Annotated in this window: 14 protein-coding genes; 1 reads left to right on the forward strand and 13 read right to left on the reverse strand. The window is 53.0% G+C overall.

What is annotated here, in order from left to right; genetic code table 11:
* Positions 1-143: 143 nt before the first annotated feature.
* From EL645_RS37450 to EL645_RS42000, 6 genes are all read right to left on the reverse strand, one after another.
* Positions 144-338, reverse strand: coding sequence for a hypothetical protein (locus EL645_RS37450; protein ID WP_126557468.1), 195 nt, complete (start codon positions 336-338; stop codon positions 144-146).
* A gap of 367 nt (positions 339-705) precedes the next feature.
* Positions 706-1,059 carry a sensor histidine kinase gene (locus EL645_RS37455; protein ID WP_161978019.1) on the reverse strand — a complete coding sequence of 118 codons (354 nt, stop codon included), beginning with the start codon at positions 1,057-1,059 and terminating at the stop codon, positions 706-708.
* Positions 1,056-1,862, reverse strand: a complete 807-nt coding sequence (locus tag EL645_RS37460) for a hybrid sensor histidine kinase/response regulator (protein WP_126557470.1) — start codon at positions 1,860-1,862, stop codon at positions 1,056-1,058. Before EL645_RS37460 ends, EL645_RS37455 begins: the two co-directional genes overlap by 4 nt.
* Positions 1,828-2,328 carry a response regulator gene (locus tag EL645_RS37465; protein WP_218032258.1) on the reverse strand — a complete coding sequence of 167 codons (501 nt, stop codon included), beginning with the start codon at positions 2,326-2,328 and terminating at the stop codon, positions 1,828-1,830. Before EL645_RS37465 ends, EL645_RS37460 begins: the two co-directional genes overlap by 35 nt.
* Positions 2,315-2,665: a sensor histidine kinase gene (locus EL645_RS46150; RefSeq protein WP_371865853.1), complete on the reverse strand. Its 351-nt coding sequence runs from the start codon at positions 2,663-2,665 to the stop codon at positions 2,315-2,317. Before EL645_RS46150 ends, EL645_RS37465 begins: the two co-directional genes overlap by 14 nt.
* Complete coding sequence (locus tag EL645_RS42000; protein ID WP_218032259.1) at positions 2,566-5,325, reverse strand: PAS domain S-box protein; 2,760 nt, start codon at positions 5,323-5,325, stop codon at positions 2,566-2,568. Before EL645_RS42000 ends, EL645_RS46150 begins: the two co-directional genes overlap by 100 nt.
* 816 nt (positions 5,326-6,141) lie before the next feature.
* On the opposite strand from EL645_RS42000, the gene EL645_RS37485 reads away from it, so the two are divergent.
* Positions 6,142-9,411 (forward strand): ATP-binding protein, encoded by a 3,270-nt coding sequence (locus EL645_RS37485; protein ID WP_161978020.1) that lies wholly within the window; start codon positions 6,142-6,144, stop codon positions 9,409-9,411.
* Between the two features lie 28 nt (positions 9,412-9,439).
* Here the strand turns inward: EL645_RS37485 and EL645_RS37490 are convergent, their stop codons facing one another.
* The 7 genes from EL645_RS37490 to EL645_RS37520 form a co-directional block, all read right to left on the reverse strand.
* Positions 9,440-10,156, reverse strand: a complete 717-nt coding sequence (locus EL645_RS37490; protein ID WP_161978021.1) for a multicopper oxidase domain-containing protein — start codon at positions 10,154-10,156, stop codon at positions 9,440-9,442.
* Entirely contained in the window at positions 10,131-10,961 is an 831-nt protein-coding gene (locus EL645_RS37495) for a multicopper oxidase domain-containing protein (protein ID WP_161978022.1), read from the reverse strand. Before EL645_RS37495 ends, EL645_RS37490 begins: the two co-directional genes overlap by 26 nt.
* A gap of 98 nt (positions 10,962-11,059) precedes the next feature.
* The gene (locus EL645_RS37500) at positions 11,060-11,899 is read right to left on the reverse strand and encodes a cupredoxin domain-containing protein (protein WP_126557474.1); all 840 of its coding nucleotides are present in this window, start codon (positions 11,897-11,899) and stop codon (positions 11,060-11,062) included.
* A gap of 172 nt (positions 11,900-12,071) precedes the next feature.
* Positions 12,072-12,308, reverse strand: coding sequence for a hypothetical protein (locus EL645_RS37505; RefSeq protein WP_126557475.1), 237 nt, complete (start codon positions 12,306-12,308; stop codon positions 12,072-12,074).
* A 230-nt stretch (positions 12,309-12,538) separates the two neighbouring features.
* On the reverse strand, positions 12,539-13,078 hold the full coding sequence (locus EL645_RS37510; RefSeq protein WP_126557803.1) for a flavodoxin domain-containing protein: 540 nt from the start codon (positions 13,076-13,078) through the stop codon (positions 12,539-12,541).
* 670 nt (positions 13,079-13,748) lie between these two features.
* Positions 13,749-14,351, reverse strand: a complete 603-nt coding sequence (locus EL645_RS37515; RefSeq protein ID WP_126557476.1) for a hypothetical protein — start codon at positions 14,349-14,351, stop codon at positions 13,749-13,751.
* A 552-nt stretch (positions 14,352-14,903) separates the two neighbouring features.
* Entirely contained in the window at positions 14,904-15,461 is a 558-nt protein-coding gene (locus EL645_RS37520) for a hypothetical protein (protein WP_126557477.1), read from the reverse strand.
* Between the last annotated feature and the right edge of the window lie 801 nt (positions 15,462-16,262).

Below are 16,262 nucleotides of genomic sequence, written 5' to 3' on the forward strand. Positions count from 1 at the left end.
TGAGTTTATAATAATATAAAAGAACATAAAAATCAAGCCCCCATCGACTCCTCTTTCAGGAGCATGATGGGGGCTTTACACGTGGGGATACAAGGGGCTCATCGCCGCCGTAGGTAGATCATAGAAATCCAGCCCAATGGGCCTCAAACCTTCTGGCGCAGCCACTCGACCGCTTGCTCGAACTTATCGGAACCACTGAAGCGCTGCATATCCCCCTCAGAATTATTGAGCAGAAGAGTATCCGTCGTAGATCGATCAGATGTTGTAATTAATTTAATCTTATAGCCAAGCTCAGAAGCCAGCATATTCATGAATAAGACTGCCAGACCTTTTTGCATAAAGTGTTCCCCTCTTTCATATGTCTCGTGATAAAAATTATACATATTTTTGCCTACACAAGTTGTTTTTTGCGGCACAATCTCGCCTGAACAAGGACTTTTGGTGGGCGGTGATCAAGACTGCTGGGGGATGGTCAACAATAATGCCTGTCTGGCACAGAGAGATTGAGGAGGAATATGAGGTATTGAGCAGGGCAGTGAGGCCATTGCACGGTGTGAGCCGCTGGCCGGGGACGTGGTCAACTGTAGTTATCAATGTAGCATCGGAGCCGACCTATGTTAGTCCGAGGGCAATGTAGGCGCTCAAGCCACTTCAGGCGCGCGCCCACATGATTGCTGTGCCTTCGTTCGTGGCCTCCCAATCTGGCTAGACAACGGCTTCAATTTCGTCTTCCGAGGCATGGGCCCGATCTAGCGGCAGCGTAAAGCAGAAGGTTGAACCCTGTCCTTCTTCGCTTTCCACCCAGATCCGCCCCTCCTGGCGGTGAATAATCTCAAAGGCGATATACAGGCCCAGCCCGAGACCAGAAATCGTCGTCTGCCTGGCATCAACCAGGCGATAGAAAGGATCAAAGATCTTTTGCTGCATGGCCTTAGGAATGCCGGGGCCGAAATCCTGAACCCGCAGGGTCACAGAGGTATTATCGGCGATCGTCTTAACCACGATCCGGTCGCTGTTAGGAGCGTACTTAATGGCATTCGTCAGCAGATTGGTTATCACCTGTCCGATGCGCCCGCGATCCCCCAGATCGTTTTCTGGGATTCGCCATCGCGCAAGATCAGGTGCCGCTCGGTCACGGGCTGAATCTCTTCTATCAGTTCAGATACCAGTTCGTCGAATGCGAAGTAGCTCTCGCGAAACTGGAGCTTGCCGCCTTCGATTCTGGTGACATCCTGAAAGTCACTAATCAGCTCGGTGAGCTTGTCGATCTGGGTATTCATGCGCGTGGTGGTGCGCACAACCTGTTCGTCTCCGTTGAGCAGGAAGCGCTTGCGTAGAATCTGGGCATGGGCCTTTAAGCTGGTGAGTGGGGTGCGCAATTCATGCACTACCATGCTGATAAACTCATTGCGCTTCTTCTCCAGTTCCTGACTGGCAAGTTGCTCACTGATCAGTTTCTCGCGCTCGCGCTCAGCTTTTTTGCGCTCGATCGCATAGCGAATAATGCGGCGCAGCAAATCTTCCTGCAGATTCTCTTTGGAAATGTAATCGTCCGCACCGGCTTGCAGGGCCAGGATATCGATTTCAGATTCGTTAGCACCTGTAAGTAGCACGATTGGCAATGTATAACCCTGGCTACGCGCTTTCCTGATCAACTCAATGCCATTTTGAGGTCCCAGGCGATAATCAAGCAGACAAAGATCATGCTCAAAATTCAGCATACGTGCCAGGCCAGCGACCGGATCACTCTCCCATATGAGATCATAACGAGCGTTGCGCATCTTGGTGAGCACTTTTTTGAGGAGGATATAATCCTCTTCATCGTCCTCAATGAGCAGAATCGTCGTTCGCTGTAGTTCCATACGTGTCCTTCTTTGACTTGGATGGCAAAGTTACTACTTCAAACCAGTATTTGCCAAGTGCCTGCATGACCTCGATGAGCTTCTCAAAAGTAACTGGTTTGGTAATAAATGAGTTAACGCCCAATTTATAGGAGCGATAAATATCTTCCTCAGCCTTTGAGGTGGTGAAAACCACAATCGGGATGTCGCGCAATTCTGGATGATTTTTGATCTCGCGCAGAGCTTCGCGCCCATCCTTCTTGGGCATATTGAGATCCAGCAGGATCAGCCCCGGTTTGGGGGCGGTTGAGGCATCGGCATCAACATATTTATTGCGACGAAGGAGGTAGTCCAGTAATTCCTCTCCATTGCTAACACTATAAAGCGTATTGAGCAATTTGCCTTTCTTCAACGCTTTTTGGGTCAGCAGAATATCGTCTTCATCGTCATCCGCCATCAAAATGACGATTGAATTAGTTGTTGTCATTATTTATATCCATATCTTTCGTTGCATGGTGTACTGGTAAGGTCACGATAAATGTGGAGCCCTCACCAAGGGTACTGGTGGCAGTAATAGTACCGCCATGTCGTTCTACGATTTTGCGGACTACCGCCAGCCCAATGCCTGTACCTTCGTATTCATTTCTACCATGCAGGCGTTGGAAGACGGTAAAAATGCGATCCAGATATTTTTCCTCGAAGCCGATGCCGTTATCCTGTACCGTCAGGATGCACTGCGGTCCGCTATTAAATTCATCCTCCTCGGGTGCATCCTGGATGGTGGCTGCGACCTTAATGACCGGGGGACATCGGGGCGGTGGAATTTCAAGGCATTGCCCAGCAGATTTTGCAGGACCTGGTAGAGCTGTCTGGAGTCGGCATCGATAGTGGGCAGTTCGCCCAGTTCTATCGTGCCCTTTGTCTCCTGGATACGTGTCTCTAGATCGTCGATGACGTCGCGGGCAATCATTTCCAGGCTGACCGGTGTAAATGGCAGGGTTTTGGTGGCGACGCGTGAGAATGTGAGCAGGTCATCGATCAGGACGCGCATGCGGCCCGCCGCGTTACGCATACGGTTCAGATACTCTTTACCATCCTCGATCTGTTCGCCGTATTCTTCTTCCAGCAGGTTGCCGAAGGCCTGGATCTTGCGCAGGGGCTCCTGCAGATCGTGCGAGGCCACATAAGCAAATTCCTGCAGCTCTTGATTACTGCGTTCCAGGTTGGCATTGAGCTGACGCAGCTCTTCTGTGCGCTGGGCTACGCGGGCCTCCAGGTTCGCGTTTAGATCCTGGAGATTATGATAGATGCGGGCGCGCTCAATCGCCATCGCGACGCGGCTGGCCAGCTCCTCAGCGATGTTTAGATCGGCTATGGTATAGGGTCCGCGCTCTTTCGTGGCGATCAGCGTGACCGTGCCCTCAATTTTGTCATCGATTGTCAAGGGAACCACCATGGCCGATGCGGCATGGAGCTCTTGTAGTAGCTTCTGCTCCTGTGCGTTAGTGGTCAGGTTGGGATAAGTATCCTGAGTGATCCGGAAATAGATCTCTGACTTTTTCTGCAGGCGTACCGTGCTCAGTGCTGCCGGGACCGCATCAATGACGCGTGTCGCCTGCTCAAAGCTGAGCTCTTGCAGATCCTGTTCGGGATCTGGATAGGAGATGCTCAGGGGCTGGATACCACTCTCCTCGCTGTGCAGGTCGATGCGACACCAATCGGCAATGGCCGGAATGGCGTTTTTGATCACATGGGCCAGCACTTCCTGGTAGTCGACGGAGGCGACCAGCAATTTGGTGGAGGAGGCAATAAAGCCTACCTGTTCGAGCGTTCTGGCCAGTTGCATCTCGGTCTCTTTGCGCTCGGTGATATCGATGTTGACGCCAATGACACGCTGAGCCTGGCCGTGCTCATCATACTGTGTGTCACCTTTGCCCAGCATCCAGTGCACACTGCCATCCGGGTGAACGACGCGAAATTCGACATTATAGGGCGTACCAACTTGAACGGCGCGCTGCAAGTTGTTTTCGGCGCGTGCCAGGTCATCGGGATGGACGCGCTGGGCCCAGTTTTCATATTTACCTTCAAAGCCACCTGGCGGTAGCCCATACAAGGATTCTAGCTCAGGGGTCCAGATGATATCATTGGTCGGGACCAGCCACTCAAAGGTTCCGATCTGGCCGGCCCGCTGGGCCAGTTCCAGGCGTTGCTGGCTGGAGCGCATGAGCTCGCGGTTACGGATCTGCTCGGTGACCTCGACTGCATGCACCATGATGCCATCGATCAGTCCGCCAGCATTGCGCGCAGGCTGGTAGACAAAGTTGATGTAGACCTCTTCCGGCTGTCCATTAAAGTGGCGGTCGATCTTCGCCGGTATCTCGTTGCCAATGAAAGGCTCACCCGTCTGATAGACATTATCAAGTAATTCATAAAAACCTTGATCGACGAGCTCAGGCAGCGCTTCGCGGACCGTTTTGCCGATCAGTTCGCGGTTGCCAACCAGCTGTAGATAGCGGTCATTGGCAAATTCAAACACATGCTCGGGTCCGTGCAAGAGACAGATGAGTGCTGGCACCTGCAAAAAGAGGTCGTAGAGTCGCTGGCGTTCTGCCTCGGCCTCGGCGCGGGCTTGCTGCTCGCGGACCAGCAGGCGTATCCGTTCTTCTTCGATCAGCTTCTGCTCGGTGAAATCGCGGGCAATGCTCAGCACAGACACCATGGTGCCGGTCGCATCGAACTCGGGATAGAGACGGGCCTGGTAGTAGCGCAGGCCCTCATTGCCATTAAATTTGAGCTCGATATCTAGTGGTTTCTGGGTCTCAAAGGCCTTCGTTAGCCCGGCTTGCCAGTTCGCCACGTGTTCCTCAGGCAGGCCAATCTCTGCGTGGGACTTGCCGATAAATTCAGCCTGTGGAATGCCTGAAATCCGGGCCGCAACCGGATTGACATAGATGAAGCGAAAGTTGCGATCGAAGCGACCAATGACGTCCTGGGCGTTTTCAGCTAATGTCTGGAAAGCCTGCTGCTGACGATAGAGGTCCTTCTCCATCTTCTTGCGCTCATCGATCTGCTGTATGACTGCGATCAAATAGAGGGGGTTGTCATCTTCATCGCGTGCCAGGGTGGCGGTTAACAACACCCAGGTGAGCGTGCCATCCTTGCGTATGTAGCGCTTCTCGCTTCGATAGTTTTGAAGTTCGCCAGCCATCAACTGCCGGAACGCAACCTGGCTATCCGCTAAATCTTCCTGATAGATGACTTGCTGAATGGTAAGGGTCTGTAGTTCTTCTCGCCGATACCCTACAATCTCACACAACCTCTGGTTCACCTGTAGCCAGCGGCCATCCAGTGCCACATGTGCCATCCCCACAGCCGCTTGCTCAAAAGTTGCCTGGAATCGTCGCTCGGTTTGCCTGACTTCAGTGCGCAGTTGAGAGATGGTGCTCATCTCTTCCTGTGGCGCTGGCTCAGGTATCTTTGCCATACGTTTTCTCTTTCCTTAATTATATCTGCAAATCATATCTGCAATCATCCCGGGAACAGACCTGCGATCAGGCATGCGGCGACCTGCTGTGGGATAATCTGTAGTGATTGAATTGATGTGATAGTATCTTCTGCATTATATCTCATAGATGAAAGGTTTGATAGTGACCGACTCATTCTGTGTTTGTCTAATATGCAGACAGACTTTGAGTGTGCAAAATATAGATCTATTATGGAAATTATTTATGAGTAGAATATTAAGGCTAACGTTATTCTATCCTCTCCCAACCGTCATCTCAGGCCAGGTAAATATCCCCTCTTACACCGGCATGGAATATCTCCATGCAGATATATCAAGGCTCTCATAGACCTGAAGCTCCATATTGGTTTCATTATATTAACAGAAATGGTTTTATTTTTGCAAGTCAAGGCTGCTCCGCCTTCATTGTATCTGAGCACAGAAGAAGCTTTATGCTCTCTTGCTTTTAAATTAGTACTTTTGTGCTAAGTTTGTATTGTTGTGTTTAAAAAGCGGCACTTTTTTATGTTTGTCCAGAGATTATGAGCAAGCGATACAATGTCCATTCTTCCCGGTGGGGTGTGGAGTGTGTATGGTGGGTGGCCGCAGCCGCCCACCATACACACTCCACCCACCCCACCCAACGCGCCGCCGCAGGCGCCAAAGAGAAAGATGAAAAAGCCCCACATCTTTAACACGTAAATACTGAGCAGCTAGAGATGTGGTGTATAATCAGTTTTAAGTACAGTTTGAACTACTGACATGAATTCCAGCTATAAAATGAGGTTTATCGTGGCTATGACCTTGCAGGTATCTTTATTGGGCGACGTCCGTTTTCTATGGGAGGGAGCGCCGATTGGGATGACCCAGGCCCCGCGTGTGCAGTCTGTGCTGGCATATCTGATGCTGCATCACGAGGCGCCTCAGTTGCGCTCTCAACTGGCCTTTCTGCTATGGCCAGAGACGAGCGAGGCACAGGCCTTTTCAAATTTGCGCAAGGTGCTACACCAGTTACGCCAGTTCTTGCCGGAATCTGATCGGTTGCTGGTGGTGGATCGCCAGAGTGTGCGCTGGCAACCTGCGGCTGAGATTGAGTGGAGCCTGGATGTGCAGGAGTTTGAGCAGGCCCTGGCACAGGCTGAACATGCCTCTACGTCTGGGGATACCCGCCAGGCACTGGCGCGGGCCATCCAACTCTATCGCGGCGAGTTCTTTGTGGGGCGTTATGAGGAATGGATCTTGCAGGAGCGGGATCGTTTGCGGCAGCTATATCTGGAGGCCGCTGAGCGGCTGTCTACCTTGCTTGAAGAGGAACGCGACTATGAGGCGGCTCTGAAGTTGGTGCAACGGCTGCAGCGCGCCGATCCGTTGCGCGAGGCGACCTATCGTCAGTTGATGCGCCTCTATGCCCTGCAAGGTGATCGGGCGGCGGCTCTGCGTACCTATCATACCTGTGCCACGACGCTTGAGCATGAGCTGGGGGTTGAGCCTGGCCAGACGACACGCCAGATGTATGAATCCCTGTTGCAGATGGAGGCGCCCGCCAGCGCAACCTCTACCAGAACCTCTGTGCCGGTTGCGCGTAGCGGTGAGGCGCCTTTGTTGGGCCGTAAGCGTGAATGGGGACAGCTACAGTTGGCCTGGAGTCAGGCCCTCAAGGGTCATCGGCAACTCGTGATTGTGTCGGGGGAGGCCGGGATTGGGAAGACGCGGTTGGCTGATGAGATGCTGGCCTGGGTCAGCCGGCAGGGGATGGCGACGGCGCGGGCTGCTTGCTATGCGACTGATGGTGAGATGGCCTATGCTCCGGTGGCGACCTGGCTGCGCTCTGAATATGTGCAGGCCGAACTGGAGACCCTGGATGAGCTCTGGCTGGCCGAGCTTTCGCGCCTCTTGCCCGATATTTTGACCCGCTATCCCGATCTGCGGCGGCCTGGCCTGATGCGGGAGGGATGGCAGCGCCAGCAGTTCTTTGAATCTTTGTCGCATGCGCTTATCCAGCCCTCTGAGCAGGCGCGTCCTTTGCTATTATTGATTGATGATCTTCAATGGTGCGACCAGGAGACCCTGGCGTGGCTGCATTATGTGCTGCGCTTCAATTATGTGCCGCCAGCTCGCTTCCTGCTGCTGGCTACTGTGCGTGCCGAAGAGGTACAGGCCGGACATCCGCTGAGCACTTTTCTGACCGGCCTGCGGCGCGATGGCCTGTTAACCGAACTTCCGCTGGGTCCTCTGGAGCAGGCCGAGATCGCCTCCCTGGCGGAACACGTCTCAGGTCAACAGCTTTCCCATGCGCAGCTCGACGAGCTGTTACAGGAGACAGAGGGCAATCCTCTGTTTGTGGTTGAGACCGTGCGGGCCGGCCTGCTTGGCGCGACCGTGGATACTATTGATCCTGCCGCGGTGGAACAGCGAGCGCTACCAGTGCTGTCGCAGAAGGCCTCCAGTCTGCCACAAAAGGTCCAGGCTATCCTGGGGATGCGCCTGGATCAGCTCTCCCCCGAGGCCCGTGAGCTGTCCTCCCTGGCCGCTGTGATTGGTCGCAAGTTCGATTTTAGCATCCTGGCTCAGGCTAGCAGCCTGGACGAAGATGCCGTGGTTACCAGCCTCGATGAGCTCTGGCAGCGGCGCATCGTGCGTGAGCAGGAGGATGAGAGCTATGACTTCAGCCATGAGAAGCTGCGCCAGCAGGCCTACCACTCGCTCAGCGCCATCCGTCGCCGGCAACTGCACCGCCGCGTAGCCGAAGCCTTTGTCGCTATCTATGCCGACGACCTGGATAGCGTCAGTCAACATGTGGCTACCCACTATGAACGAGCCGGCCAGGCCGCTCTGGCTATTCCCTATTATGTGCGGGCTGGCGATGTCGCGGCCAATATGTATGCCAATGAAGACGCGGTCGCCATTTATCAACAGGCCATTGACCTGTCTGAGAAAGTCTCGATCAAGAGCGCCGTGCAGCATCCAGCCTGGGAGGCGCTGGCCCAATTGTTGGAGAAGCAGGGGACGCTGCACGGTGCCCTCGGACGCCCTGCTGAGGCGCGCGAAGCCTATCAGCGGGCGCTACGCGTGGTGCCTGAGCATGAGCTACTCAAGCGTGCTCGCCTGCGACGTCGTATCGCCGGGACCTGGAGCCATCTCCCGCAACGCCAGCAGTTGCTCAGTGAATTTGATGCGGCCGAGCGCCTGCTGGAGCAGGACCCTGATCATTCTAGCCTGGAGTGGCAGCGCGAGTGGATCTCGTTTCAACTGGATAAACTCTTGCCGCTGCAGATCCATCCTCTTTCGGGTGACGAGATGGCGGCCCTGATCGCACGTATGCGTCCAATTGTGGAGCGGGCGGGCGCTCAAGAGCAGCGGGCTCAGTTTGGCCTCAGCGCGGCCTCTACCCAGCTTGTGCGGGATCGTTACCAGTCGTCGCCCGCGACCCTGGCCCTCTTCCGCCAGGCCATTCAGGCGGTTGAGCAGCCTGAGCTCTATCGCCTGCTCGGTTTTGCTCGCTTTGGATTTGGGACCAGCCTGCTCTATGCGGGCCAGCCGGACGAGGCTGAGCAGCAATTGCAGTTAGCTATGCAGGCCGCTAAGAAAGTTGGCAACCTGCAACTCCATGAACGTTGCCGCATGTTCCTGGCTTATGTCTATCGACAGCGTGAGCAGGTGGAGGAGTTGCGTGAACTGGTTCGCGATGCTCAAGATGTCACTGGCATCGCCTTTATGCGTATAAAGACTGCCCATCAAGCCTGGCTGGCCTGGCGTGATGGCGATCTCGCCCAGGCCGAGGCTTATGGGCGGCAGGCCCTGGAACAATGGCTGCAGATTCAACCGGTCAATCCATTTCAGTGGGCCGCGCTGGGACCCTTGCTCGGGGTCTATCTGCGTCAGGAGCGGTTGGCCGAGGCAATCGATTGCGTGCGCGCTATGCTGGCACCTACCCAGCAGCCGCCTCCCGCCGCCCTGCAGCAACGCTTTGGAGCCGTCCTGCTGGCCTGGGAGGCGCAACAACCCGAGCAGGCTCGCGCACATTTAGAGCAGTCACTGCCGTTGGCCCGGCGGCAGGGATATTTATAAGCTATTTAGCCAGCAAGCGTCTGATTGTTTAATCGGGGAAATTTCCTGATTGGCGCCCAACCCTGTAGGGCGTTGAGACGTTATACATAACCATCATGTCCATGCCCCAATTGGCATGTAGCAGGTTGTGGCAGTGCAACATCCAGATGCCCGGATTGTTGGCGAGAAAGGCGATATCATAGCTATTGTGTGGTTGAATATTGATCGTGTCCAGGTGAATCGGGCTACCGGTCAGCGCGTGTCCGTTGTGGGTCAGGACCGTAAAGACATGGCCATGGAGGTGGATGGGATGGATGAGATCGCTTTGATTATCCAGATGCATTTTAACGAGTTGCCCCTCCTTGAGCATAATCATGCCTGTATCCGGAAAAACCTTTCCATTGAGAGTATACACCATTCCCATTCGTCCCAGGGAGTCTCCCATATGATTATTCAAGCTAATACCATAAGTGGCGTCGAAGTGACTGCGGGTCGTGATTGGATCGGGCGCTGGCTGGCCATATGTGTCCATGTTGAACCAGTGGCTATTGACGGCTGGCAGATTGCCTGGGACCATTCCCTGTCCAACGACCACGGCCGGGTTGGCCTGGTAGTGTTGATTGTCGGGGCTGGTCAGCAGGGTCACGGCGCCCGTCGCTGGCATCTGGAAGCGTAGATCGTAGCGCTGGGCCGCGCCGATTGGCAGGGGGACCTGCTTCAACAGTTGTGGGGCGTTGATATCATGACCATCCAGGGCGGCCACCATAAAGGGCGCGCCCAGCAATGTCACTACATGTTGATCGCTGGCAGAGTTCAGTACCCGCAGGCGCACCCATTGTCCCGCTCGCGCGTTGATCTGCTCCGTGCCGGTCGTCGTATTGATCGCCAGTAGCGTCGTTGTTCGCTCCATTCCAATCATGCAGGGTCACGCTACTATCCACATCATCGTGCGTCTGCGGGTTGGCCGGATCAACGATCAGCATGCCATACAGGCCGCCAGTGGTCTCGGCATAGCTGAACTGGTGTGAATGATACCAGTAGGTACCGGCATTCTTCGCCGGGAAGCGATAGGTATAGGATTGGCCCGGCTTCACAGCATCCTGCGTCACACCGGCCACCCCATCATCGGCATTGGGCACACTGACGCCGTGCCAGTGGATAGTCACACCAAACGTGAGATGATTGACCAGCGTCACCACCACCATGTCTCCCTGGCGTACCCGTAACGTTGGGCCGGGGGCGCTCCCGTTGAATGTCCAGGCCGCCACCGATGTGCCGTGGTTCAGCGACAGCCTGGCAGGCTCGGCCGTCAAGGTAAAGTGCTTCTCCGGACCTGCCGTCCGAGGTGCCTGCAGATCGGTTACCGAGAGAGGTGCTCCAGCCATACCCATATTCAAATTGTTCGGTACCTCTGATCCCGCTGGCAGCTCCGGGGTTGCCAGCGATGTACTGCCCTGCTGAGCACTCGCTCCACTGGCTGTTCCGGTCTCCTCCGAGCGTTTGAGTACAAAGGTATCCAGGAACCCCATTATTATCAGCAAGCAGGCAATGGCCACAAAGATGCAGATCACTGGAATATTTCTTTTCGGCTTTTCTCGCATGAATGTATGTTGCATTTTTTTATATCTTTCATTTACAGGTCATCTTTTATACCATGTGCTTATACTGTTTATTGAACCGTGATAGTGAGCGTCATGCCGGCGTGCAATGAGCAATAGATGTGATATGTACCCGCGCTATTGAAGGGTCCGATCTCCACGCTATTGCTGCTGATATCTAGATTATTGACCGTCGGCGAGCCCGCCACCTTCTCTGCCTGTGGTTGTCCATTCGCCCAGGTGCCGTTGGAGAGGTTATGGTGGAACGAGCCATCATCAACCAGTTTGAGCTTACTGCCCTTGCTGACCGTCACGGTAGATTGCGAGAAGTTGCCGATCCCCATATGTACCGTGGCTTCGCCGCCGCTTGTGCTGCTACTTGAGGCCGTCGCAGGCTGCACCAATGCTCCAAGCAAGAGCATGCCAGCCATGATGCCTAGCGCGCCCGTCAGCGCAGCTGGAAACCAGGACAATGGACGCCGCTGACGATGCAGGTAGTTCTGGACTACGGCGGCGCTACTGGATGCGCAGGCTAGCACGGTATTGCCGGTCAGCAGCACAATTACGGTAAACATCATATATGAGATGCCGACCTGGTCTGCTGTGAACGCATCCTTGGGGTGCATAAGGTGAAAGACCGGGAATGGCACTTTCGCCAGCAGCACGTAGAGAAAGATGCCGCTCAACAGGGCCGAGAGCGCAGGGGCCCAGCGGATGCCCGTGGTAATAAAAGCCGCTGACAGCAGGATAAAAGCCGCGATATACAATAGGGTAATTGATAAGAGCGACATCAAGCCACAGATCACAGTGAGAATCAAGAGCGTGGTCACCGCCGTCTTACCCAGAGGTGATAGTGGCTGGCGGAAGAAGAGTCGTTCAAAAATCGATGTCTGCTGGATCGTCGTCTCCATAAAATCCTCTCAAAGCATGCCATTCATTTGGATGAGCGAAGCTGCCCGATAGGCGAAACTGTTTGCTTGATACTGATCAATTCGAATGGCTGAGCCAGTGGCAGCGGAGCGAGCCGCGTTCAAGCGGCGTTTCCAAATGCTTTTTACGGCATGTTATTTTGCACAGTTCGTTTTAATGCTGTTCTGGTGATTCATGTTCAGGGCAGTCCTCAATGGTGGAGAGGGTGGTGGCATCTGCCAGCATACTTTGCAGCAGGGGAGCCAATGCCTCCCACTGGCGGAAGTAGCGTACATCGCCCCGGCTCACTAGCTGCACCCGGCCACGCCACTCAACCTGGTCAACACCCACCTCTTCCTGCCACACGCGTAGCGTAAACAGTCGCGACCTGGATGGTGCAGAAGGTTCCATTATCTCTATCCTCTCTCGTGGCCAGCGTGGCCACCAACGTCTGCCAGCGTTACCTGGACAGTGTTTTGTTGTCCATTGATCATGAGAGGAGTGTAATCTATCGAACGTTTCTTGAACGTTCCCTATGCGTTCCATCTGAGGAAGAGAAAAATCAAGAAGAGAAAAAATGAACGCAACAAGCACAACGATCCGCGGATCGTTGTGCTTGTTGCGTTCAGCTTTGCATATTTCTAGTCGCTAGGCACCTCGCCTGTATATGCTGGAGCCCATAGTAGCTTCGCGGGCAACTTACTCGTCCAGGCGCGGATAGCGTCCCAGTCTCGCACGTCGCTGGCAGGTATGTTCTTGAGGACTGGCAGCAGTGTGTAAGGAATGTTGAACTTCGCCGGATCAAACTTGCCGCCAAAGATCTCGACTGCGTACGCGGTCAGCCAGGAAAACTGTGCCAGCTCTGTATCGAGCTGTTGGCGAGCTTCCTGGAACTCTTTTTCATCGGCATGGGTTGGGCCAAGCGCGAAAATGGCCACTGGCAGCGTCGCGAGGGCTATGCTGTGGCGTGTCAGGAAATGGCGCGCATCCTTATGCCAGCGAGACATGAAAATCGGCGCTCCCAGTATGATTGCCTGGTATCCTGCCAGCGTCTTTACATCCTGTGCGGGTTGCAGATCGACCTCGAACCCGCGCTCACGCAGCGTGGCCGCCATTGTCTCAGCCACCTCCTGTGTTGAGCCATAACGTGTGGCATATGCTACCAAAATTGAACCCGACATCATAACCTCCTTATAGTCAGCGAGCCAACTCACCTCGTTCTTCAAACAGGCATCTATTACATTAGCTATCTCGTAATTGAAACAAAGCATCTATGAGATCATTTAGATGTTAGCTCAAAGATCTCTCGTACCGATCACAATGCAATGGATAACGCTCTCGATCGACTCACAGCGCTATTTTCACTCAAAACTTAGCAAACCAGACAAGCAACTGAGCGCAACAATAACAACGATCTGTACGTGCGGGGCTTGCCCCCGCTTTTAAACTACCTGCTCGAAAATTCGCTATAAAGAGCATTTGCAGCTATTTAGATGGGAGCATAGCATTATTATTGTCGCTTTTTCGTGCGGGAGCGGCTGAAGCGGGTGAAAGCCCTGCACGTACAGATCGTGTTTCTTGGGCTTTCGGTCGTTATGTTGGGGGGCGTTTCGTGTTATGAGAGCTTTTTCGGTTCCGAACATGGTTTATTTTAAACGAAATATATTGGCTGCAAAGATGTTCTATGCGCAAGATCTGGGCCCATTATTGAGAGATAGCGTGATTGTCTTAAAAAAATGGCGAAGAATCGATTTTCTGCATAACTTCTATTTTATTGATATACGACTTGCAGTCGTTACTTAATCTAATCATTACATATATACGTGTTATGTTTACCTCAGGCTTAGTTGATCAGGCAATTACATTGATATAATTAGATATATTGTTGTGATGTAAGAAAAGATTAAGTTCTAATTGCACATACCCTATACAGTACCAGTGGATAAACTCATCACTACATGCGGCTCTCTCATCCTCAAGGATGGTTGCATGGCGGAAGAAGCGCAGGGCAGCGATCCTGCCGCGTTCCCAGACCAGCGAAAAAGGTTCCTGGCGCTCCATTTTTTTGCAATAGCGCAGGTAGTCCTCTCGCCCCTGTTCACGAGCAATTTCGTGAATGGCTTGTAGCGGGGATGGTAGATCTCGTTCATTTTTAAAGAGTTTTGCGGCCGCTTTTAGCCAGGGGGCATTGTGGGGTGGAGGTGAGGACAAAGAGCCAGCAGCCAGAGCGTTATATATTTCTAGTAGTGTGAGATAGCGTTTGCGCTGGCGTTGTTGGCGCCGCCTTGTCCTGAGTTGTAAGTCATGTTGCGCGCAAATGGTAGAGCTCCAATGTTCCGGATAAGGAAGGTCAGGATGCATATATTTCCAGCACCAGGCGCACTGTTCCCACGGGGTAGATACAGGGCTAAATGCATCAATCCTCATCGGTGCCCGCATATCGCACCTTTGCATTTTTATTTCCTTTCATTGCAACTTTTATCTGATACACAGTGCCTCTTGCGAAGGTATGTGAAAAGTAATTATAAACGTATATTTTATGGTAGGGTTGATCTAATTAGCCGCTAATTTTATAGCGGATTATATCCATAGAAAGATGCACATTACCTCAACTTTGAGTCGATTAGGTTGAAATATAAGTAACCACTAACATGGAAACACAACAAGCCCATCCTGCTATATTTCACGAGTTGACCTTAAATTTCTCAGGCTGCCCGTGTGATCGTAGACAGGAAAGGATGTGTCATGTATGGATAGTTTTATAGATCGATTGGTAGTATAAACATTGTAAAAATAGAAAGTCAAGAGTTTGCCTGGCAGAGCTTTTATTTTTAGTAAATTTTGCTCTACTTTAAACATAGTGGATGTATCGACGAACGATGTATTTTAGCCTCTATTGCTCTCATGTACACAAATATTGTGCACATTATCTAGAGTTTTTGTGCCAGTGTTTCGATCAAGCAGGATCGCCTGTTTGTCCTCTGCCGTTTTCGGCTCTTTTTCTGCTTAAGAATGGAGTGGGACACTGGCCAGGATGATGGGCCGGGCCATATAGACGTTGTCGCGTTGATATTTGACCAGTTCAAGGGTCTTGATCGTGGCACGGCCAAAGTCAGTCTGGCGCTGTTGTTCGATAAAGGAGACGCAGCCCTGGGGATCATGTAAGGGGCCGGCAAAGACGATCAGGCTGCTATGGGCCAGATCGCGGACACCTGGACCTGCCAGGTGTTTTTCTTGTTGGATCTGGTTATGGAAGGTTGTGCGCAGCCGTTGCAGGGTCTCATCAACTGGCCAGCCCTGAGCCATAACGCTCATCTGATTGCCGGTCAGGCCGCGGTAGTGGATCTGGATTGGTGGGAAGTGCGGCGCCACTTTCTGCAGGGTCTCGGTATACTGGCGTATATACTCATCATCAGCGACAATCGGTTGGCGATAGAACTCGATCGTTCCCAATGTGGTGTGCAGATTTGACAGCCCATAGCGCAAATGCTCTCGCCCGGTCCATTGGGAAAGTTGCTCAACCACTTCGACCAGCCGTTCGGCCACCTCACCCTGGATACGCATAATAACGCTGACCCCCAGCGATTGCTCTCCCGGCCTGGAATCGGATCAGGTTGAACCTCACCGTGCGCTAATGGCTCGCGCGCATCATTCCAAAAACGATCATAGATCTGCTGGATATGGGCATGAGATGGAGGAAGTGACATCTGTATAAAACTACCTTTTTTCTTTCTATCATACCCCGCTATTGGCCTCCTTGCTACCCCCGCCAGTATTTTCGCAGGGCTTTTTACTGTTCCTCTTTGGCGCCTGCGGCGCCGGGTTGGGAGTGTGTTTGGTGGGCGGCCGCAGCCGCCCACCAAACACACTCCACATATGAATTAATGTCCATCGTATCGCTTGCTCTACACTTTTTTGTGTGGTGTAGAAAATGCGCGCAACGCGCACGTACGCGAAGGAGCGCTTTCTGGAACCAGGCCAGGCCACTAAATGGTCGAAATTGCTTCTTACCCGTGTTGTCAGTACAGCTTGATATATGCTATACTGGCTGTGGTTCGTCACAAACACAATGATTTGTAGCAGAAAGAACAAGCCAGTCATGCAATGAGTCGTCATCTATTTCTCCATAGCGTGTAGCCACTCTGGTGCACGCAACGGAGAGGAAATCATCACCAAATACCATTGGTTAGTGCAGCTCGCCCTTCATATGAAGCAGGCCAGCCACACTGCTCTACCCGGCCGCTGACCACTTGATCATATCAAGTGGGCGCCGCTTGCTCCTGGTATTTATTGATTTGACCATCAGCTTCATCATTCCTCATTTTTGCCTTGCCGCACCCCGCTGACTACACGCTTCATTTGCCA

The sequence above is a fragment of the Dictyobacter kobayashii genome (assembly GCF_003967555.1).
Lineage (GTDB): Bacteria > Chloroflexota > Ktedonobacteria > Ktedonobacterales > Ktedonobacteraceae > Dictyobacter > Dictyobacter kobayashii.